The organism is Bacillus sp. DJP31 (genome assembly GCF_049310945.1).
GTDB lineage: Bacteria > Bacillota > Bacilli > Bacillales > SA4 > Bacillus_BS.
Window position 1 is genome coordinate 1 of the sequence record NZ_JBMERO010000059.1, and the last position, 6756, is coordinate 6756.

Below are 6756 nucleotides of genomic sequence, written 5' to 3' on the forward strand. Positions count from 1 at the left end.
TTTTTAAAAATAAATAAAAAACCGCAAAATATATTTTTCTTAAGTTTACAATTAGTTCCCACTATAAAAACTAATCAATTGCTAACCCTAATAATCTTTTAGTTCTAGTAGTAAGAAAATAGTATTCAACAGAGATAGTTTGTAAAAGGATTTTTTTTGCAAAGAAGATCTTCAAGATCCGTATCTTTTTTATAAATAACTATCTATGCGAGTTTAAGAGCTAGCCAAATTTAAGGTGACCCTCTTTATTGATTACAGCCAAAAGAATATACCACCTGTGCCATGTTTTTTTCCAGCAGTTGCCATGAAATTTACCACTGACTGTCATCTTGTTTACCAATAGAAGAACGACAACGATTTTGAAATAATAAAGCCTAATCCTCCTTTTCTTTACCGAGGAATTAGGCTTTGATCTTCCGCAACTCGCACCAATTGTGTAATAACATTTTTTATTGAACAGTATATTTGTACTGTGCAGCAAATGACATTGTTTTATTAGTTGTTCTTCTTCAAAATAAGCTACCCTATAGATGAATAAAGAGTATTATTGATAATAAAAATCTTTAACAAGGGCTTTGATAGCGGATAGTTGAATGTTTGCCTATTTTTTTGGGGAGGGAAGAAGCCTTCTTAGGTAGAACACTTGCAGAAATTGCAATTCACACCACCATTTACTCCAATTGCATCAAGAGAATTCTCTACTATGCATCAGATTTCTTCGCCAAAAGTAAGTGACATCGGGTGCATTTTCTAGATTACTAGAATTTAATCCTCAAATAGATAAACCGTAAATACGATGATAAAAGCCGAAGACGGTTCTCGCGCTTCCTTCGTTTCGCGAAAGGAAGCAGGAGAACCGTAACCGTCCCTGTGTTTCATCATGGAACAATTTCAAAAACGGTACCTTGATTAAAATCAGTCACTTTCATAGAGCCATAAACCCCTAAATATAGTCTGGTTTGATTCAGATTCGTTCCTAAACTAACATAATATGCAGATTGAGACCCATAATTATAATCGGTTTCAATAACATTAAATCATTTAGTTTACAATCTGGTCTTATCCTAGTATAAGCTAAGACCCCTTTAGCTGGAGTTTGTGATTCTTCCTTCCTGGCAAAATCGGTAATCACAACGCTTCCAGTTAAAGTGGGGATTCCATTCCCCATGTTTGGCTGGACTCCTGTGAGTGCAGTTCCCCCAAACTTACCTGGTCGGGGATCTTTATGGTAATAACTTGTTAAAGGATGAATCCGCCTCACTGAAGTTTTAATTGCTTCATTGTAATAAGCAATCGTTTTCTCATCCAGATTCGGATTTGCCGAACAGCCCCTTATTATCGAACTAGGAAAAGCACCTTCCCATCCTCGCCAGCCAAAGTTAATCAATCCTTCTTGGTTAAGTTCAGATTTCATTAAAGAAGCTTGAACAAGCTGTGTAACCGGTATTGGTTTATATTGAACGAATGAAAAAATCGACTCTACCAAATCCTGTCCGACATTTCCCGCATATTTAATATACTGATTATAATACCTTTGAAATGAAATCCCTGGTATATTACGAACCCCTTTGGCAATTATCGTAAGTGTTTCCAGAATAGTTGCGGGTAGTTCATTAAAACGTGTTACTACGGGTGGATTATAGATGGATGTATTTTTACCTACATCAATTTCAATTATTTTACCTGCGATTTCCATATCGTCTTGGCTTAAATTAAATGGATCATAGGCTGATCCACCATCTCCTGTTGTTAAAACAAGTTTTCCTGTTTCAGGTGAAAAATTTAAGCTATTAACACCATTATGATTAAAAAATGGTCTTCTTAAATTAAGTAATGTCCGTCGTTTTCGAGGTTGACCATTCGATTGTAAAATCCATTCTTCAACTGTCATAATCATGAACATGAACATGAAGTTGAAAGCACTGAGACTAGTAGTGATAAAGTTTGTCAGAGATTGATGGAAATTACTTATTTAATCAATGTTATAGCCCCTAAAAAAAATTTTAGACTATTTGCGCAAAGATGCAAATGAATTGCTTGGTAAAATCATCACCATAATTAAAAGAGCCATAAAAGTGGTCATTAATTTTTTTTTCATGCTTTAATTCTCCCTTTAAATAATTTTGTTTAACGATGATATTGTCGAAGCTCTATACTATCCTTGTCCTCAAGGCGGAAGACACTACATGGTTGGACACGGACGTGGTGAAGTACGGGTAGATGGAAAAATTTGGCTTGACGATGGATATGCATTTCAATGCAATAAATGTAAAGAGGTAATTGTTAGTCAAAATAGTCCTTTGTATGGATCAACATATTTGGGTAAATACGCAATAAAACACGTTGGTTATGATATTGGAATAGGTTTTAAAATGGAAGACCCTAATTACACGGGTTACAATTCATCATTGAACACTGATTATTGGGATTCTTATAGATGGTATTGGTCTTAACAGTAAAATTAGCATATAAAAACGCTTGGAGATGAACTGCACCCTAATTGTTGGACACAACAATTGGAGGTGCAGTTTTTTCTATGACTAAATATACATTTGATGATAAGCTATCGGCAGTTACACGCTATATAGATGGTGTAGGAAGTTATGTTTCAATTGGGAGGACAATAGGGACATCTGAAAGTGTAATTATGAACTGGGTAAAGCAATATCAGTGTCATGGTATAGAAGGATTAAGAGAAAAAACCTACACAAATTATTCAGAACAGTTTAAACTAGACGTACTTAATTATATGGATGATAATGGGACGTCTCCAAATCAAACAGCTGTGATTTTTAATATTCCCTCTCCTGCAACAATAAGAGTTTGGAGAATCCTTTTTGAAAAAGGAGGAGTAGGCGCCCTGAAACCAAAGAAAAAGGGGCGTACACTCATGAAAAAAACAGATAATAAAAAAACAAAAAAACAAGCACCAGATGGATCAGTTGAATTTCTAAAAGCTGAAGTTGAACAACTTCGAATGGAGAATGAGTATTTAAAAAAGTTGAATGCCTTAGTTCAAAACAAGGAAAAATCACCAAACAAGACAAAGCGAAAGTAGTCTATGAACTAAGGTTGAAATTCTCGGTGAAAGCACTTATAAAGTTGGCAGATATATCACGTAGCACTTACTATTACTGCGTTAAGCAATTTAATCGTCCAGATAAAGATGCACAATTAAAAATACTTATTCAAGAAATTTATGATGAACATCAAGGACGTTATGGATACCGTCGTATCCGGGATGAACTTGGGAATCGCGGACACAAAGTCAACCATAAGAAAGTACAGCGAATCATGGAAGAATTAGGTTTAAAATGTGTTGTGCGAATGAAAAAATACCGCTCCTATAAAGGGAAAGTGGGTAAGATCGCTCCAAATATTTTAGATCGTAATTTCAATGCAGAAAAACCAAATGAAAAATGGGTAACGGACATTACGGAATTCAAATTATTTGGGGAGAAACTCTATTTATCTCCTATTCTTGATTTATATAATGGGGAGATCATCACGTATTCTATTGGCTCCAGACCAACCTACTCACTTGTTTCAGACATGTTAGAAAAGTCCTTTGAGCGGTTAACAGATGATGATGAGTTAATGATCCACTCGGATCAGGGTTGGCACTATCAAATGAAACAGTATCGCCATACTTTAAAACAAAGAAACATTACTCAAAGTATGTCTCGTAAGGGAAACTGTTATGATAACGCTGTGATTGAAAACTTCTTTGGGATTATGAAGTCAGAATTTCTGTATTTAAATGAATTTGAAAGTGTGGAGCACTTTAAATCTGAATTGGAAAAATACATTGATTACTACAATCACAAAAGAATAAAGGCAAAATTAAAAGGTTTAAGTCCGGTACAATTCCGAACTCAAACCTTAAAAGCTGCTTAATAAAATAAATCTGTCTAACTTTTTGGGGTCACTTCAAGATAACTCCAAGCGTTTTTTCATCTTCTTTATTGTCCCAATTCTTCTAACAATTCAAAACCATGAATATTTCGAATTGATACAATCTTTCCATCTTCATTAATATTAATTCTTCCAGTGATGGTAGCCGTATTAGTTTGATCATCTTTGCTGTATTCCACTTTAACTTCGAAATCGTAGGCACCTACGCTGTTTGTCTTTTGTATTTCAATATTTGTTGGTTGCAATTGATACCCATTTTCAGCTGCTTCTCTTAACCAAATCAATACCAGAGTAGAATTAACCAATCTTTCTAAGTCCGCAACAAGCGGCTTATAGTTTTCTTCTAGATACGCTTCTAATTCAGGTGGATATGGACCTTCTTGCTCCAGAATCTTTTTTAGTTCGTCACTAGGTCCTTTGAGCTCATTTTCCAAATAAGTTTGAATTATTTTCACATTTTCATCACTGCCCTGTGAATCAGTGTCTGAATTCGAACACCCTACAAGTAAGATAAAGACAAACGCAAAAACTGCTAACTTCTGGATTAAGCTTACTTTTCTCATATATACACCCCTTTTTATAATTCTTACAATCTATATATTCATTTTAACATAAATTTCCAGTTTGCTTGTAAAAAATCTTGATATTAAGCGAATTATCTTGAATAAATTGAATCTTTCAATATAAATTTCTTCTCTGTTAATCAATCTTTGTGCTGGTGTGGCAATAACTTTGTTTTTTCCTTCAGTTGTTACATAGGCTAAACCAAAGTTCTAATAAGTTCTTAAAATGGCAAGGGACATTTGGGCATACTTTGGATTGAAATTCGAAAAAATATAACTCTTGCCGTCACCACGAGTAGTTGTCTTAGGTCTCTCTAAAATAGATAGTCTTTTTCTGATATTTTGTCCCATTGTCATTCACATTTAAAATGAGAATTGCTATCTCTCTTTCATCATATTTCTTGTAATTACAGATCCGATATGACTGTTCATCCACACTTGTTGATTGCAGGAGAAACAGGTTCCGGTAAGTCAATTATGCTAAGAAATACACCGTCTTAGGTGTTATTTCTTAGCATAATGTTCCTGAAATGACGCATTAAGACATAAAAAATACGCCCTTTGTGGTGTTCACATTGCTTGTCCTTCATCCTTTTCAATGGACTTGTAACAATGGTCTTTTTCAAATAATACTGACCTCTTTTCGATATGGTGGTTCAGTATTTTCAGTGCATCGTGACAAATACGATTTGGACGGAACCCAAAAGAGCAGTCAAGAAAATCATTTTCATAGATTGTATTTAGTATCTTCGTAATGCCTTTTTGTACAATTTCATCTTCAAGTTCCGGTATTCCCAATGGACTTTTCTTGTTTGAATTGAGCTTTGGAATATACATTCTCCTTACTGGGACAGGACGATAACTTTTGCTTTTAAGCCTAATTACTAAATCCTCTATGTTTTCTTTTAGATTTTCACTGTATTGTTCTTTAGTTGTACCGTTAACTCCAGTTGCCTTCTTATTAGGTAATTCACGATGACATTGAACTAGTGATTGCTCATTTGGTAAATGTGCAAGAGAAGTAAATTTCATTTTAGGATCAGACTTTGCTAGTTCTGCTATCCTTAGTAGTTCTGTTTCCATTTATCAATCCTACCTCTGCGTGTAGTAAATGTGTCCCTAGTAAGGGTGATAACTGGTAGCTAGCCTTTCCTCCATCGGCATTACCCAACTTTATTGGTACTACGCTGCTATCCGACTCCCTAAATCGGCATTTGGCTTCCTAACTTTTTATCGCTTGTACACCATACTCTTCCAACAAGAAAAGACCGATAGGGTCTCCCGAGTTGCCGTATCATATCAATGTGTAACGTGCCAAGGTCTCTGACCCCAGAAAGGTTTCATTCTTCTTGCCATTTACGAAGAATGAAATGTTGCTTTCTGCTGCAGGTAAAACATCAGCCCTCTCTAATTACTAACATTATGGGGCTCAATCCCTTCAACCATTTGGCTTTCGGCCCGCCACCTAACTGTCTACGCTTAAAGACTAAAGTTACCTTTAGCCCTCCAAGACTCGCTACGAGTGAATGGCTAGTTCTTACTCGACGGGAATCCCACCCGTTATATGATACGACCTAGGCTCGGCCGCACACCTGCTCGTTAGTTTAAGTGAAAAAGTTCACAATCTCACCTATCTTCAAACTAAAATAATAACAGAAAATTACAATTTATTGTTAATTATTCCTAAATGTGAAATAACTCCTGTAAAAAGAGAAGTACCATTTTTTTATATGGTACCTTACTCATTGTTAAATGCACACTAGAAGTAACAGTACCAAACATAAAACTTGTTGTTGCGCAGTAATGGTCTACTACGTAATACAAGAGTTACCCCATAATCAGTAGAATTGCAGTGGTAAACGACCTGTCATTCTTGGTACACTTCTTGTCATTTGGTGGTAAATACTATGTCAGAGGTTGTACATTTCAATGGCTATAATCATTTATATGTTCTTCAATATATAGAAATAGATAAATGAACTTTTAGATATCAAAGTTGGCTTTTTATTTACTTGTGATCAGATTACGATTATTTCGGGCTTTTTCGAGCGTCTTTTTCCACAAACCTCTACCTAGTCGATTCGCGATATTAGACGCTCTAGGTACATCCTTATCCTTTGCCCATTCGTTATACTCAGACATCGTTAAACGAGTTGTACCTAGTTCTTCTACAGCTTGGTTGAGAATGTCGAAAGTACCTTGAAGGCTATATCGTTGCCTATGCTGTGCGAGATGATCGTACCCAAACGAGATGGCGATTTTTCCCCACCCACCATCT

Annotated in this window: 6 protein-coding genes and 1 pseudogene; 3 read left to right on the forward strand and 4 right to left on the reverse strand. The window is 35.5% G+C overall.

Features of this window, described 5'->3' with window-relative positions:
• Positions 1-878 precede the first annotated feature (878 nt).
• Positions 879-1894: pseudogene (locus tag ACOI1C_RS22010) on the reverse strand (glucose dehydrogenase); the annotation flags it as partial.
• A 292-nt stretch (positions 1895-2186) separates the two neighbouring features.
• Between ACOI1C_RS22010 and ACOI1C_RS22015 the strand changes: the two are divergent.
• On the forward strand, positions 2187-2453 hold the full coding sequence (locus ACOI1C_RS22015) for a hypothetical protein (RefSeq protein WP_422512781.1): 267 nt from the start codon (positions 2187-2189) through the stop codon (positions 2451-2453).
• An 83-nt stretch (positions 2454-2536) separates the two neighbouring features.
• Positions 2537-3897 (forward strand): IS3 family transposase gene (locus tag ACOI1C_RS22020; protein ID WP_422512783.1). Its coding sequence is split into 2 segments (ribosomal slippage): positions 2537-2993 and positions 2993-3897, totalling 1362 coding nucleotides; the frame shifts between segments, so codons are not numbered across the junction.
• 65 nt (positions 3898-3962) lie between these two features.
• On the opposite strand, the gene ACOI1C_RS22025 is transcribed toward ACOI1C_RS22020, so the two are convergent.
• Positions 3963-4478 carry a hypothetical protein gene (locus ACOI1C_RS22025; protein ID WP_422512784.1) on the reverse strand — a complete coding sequence of 172 codons (516 nt, stop codon included), beginning with the start codon at positions 4476-4478 and terminating at the stop codon, positions 3963-3965.
• A 420-nt stretch (positions 4479-4898) separates the two neighbouring features.
• Between ACOI1C_RS22025 and ACOI1C_RS22030 the strand changes: the two genes are divergently transcribed.
• Positions 4899-4979 carry an FtsK/SpoIIIE domain-containing protein gene (locus ACOI1C_RS22030; protein ID WP_422512787.1) on the forward strand — a complete coding sequence of 27 codons (81 nt, stop codon included), beginning with the start codon at positions 4899-4901 and terminating at the stop codon, positions 4977-4979.
• A gap of 69 nt (positions 4980-5048) precedes the next feature.
• On the opposite strand, the gene ACOI1C_RS22035 is transcribed toward ACOI1C_RS22030, so the two are convergent.
• Both ACOI1C_RS22035 and ACOI1C_RS22040 read right to left on the reverse strand, forming a co-directional pair.
• A complete protein-coding gene (locus ACOI1C_RS22035; protein WP_422512785.1) occupies positions 5049-5561 on the reverse strand; it encodes a hypothetical protein in 513 nt (170 codons plus the stop codon).
• 921 nt (positions 5562-6482) lie between these two features.
• On the reverse strand, positions 6483-6756 hold a 274-nt coding region (locus tag ACOI1C_RS22040), incomplete at its 5' end, for a hypothetical protein (RefSeq protein WP_422512786.1).

Bases quoted from the DNA above. Each gene is read 5' to 3' on its own strand.
- ACOI1C_RS22015 (WP_422512781.1), top strand. From the start codon at position 2,187: ATGGTTGGACACGGACGTGGTGAAGTACGGGTAGATGGAAAAATTTGG.
- ACOI1C_RS22025 (WP_422512784.1), bottom strand. From the start codon at position 4,478: ATGAGAAAAGTAAGCTTAATCCAGAAGTTAGCAGTTTTTGCGTTTGTC.
- ACOI1C_RS22030 (WP_422512787.1), top strand. From the start codon at position 4,899: ATGACTGTTCATCCACACTTGTTGATTGCAGGAGAAACAGGTTCCGGT.
- ACOI1C_RS22035 (WP_422512785.1), bottom strand. From the start codon at position 5,561: ATGGAAACAGAACTACTAAGGATAGCAGAACTAGCAAAGTCTGATCCT.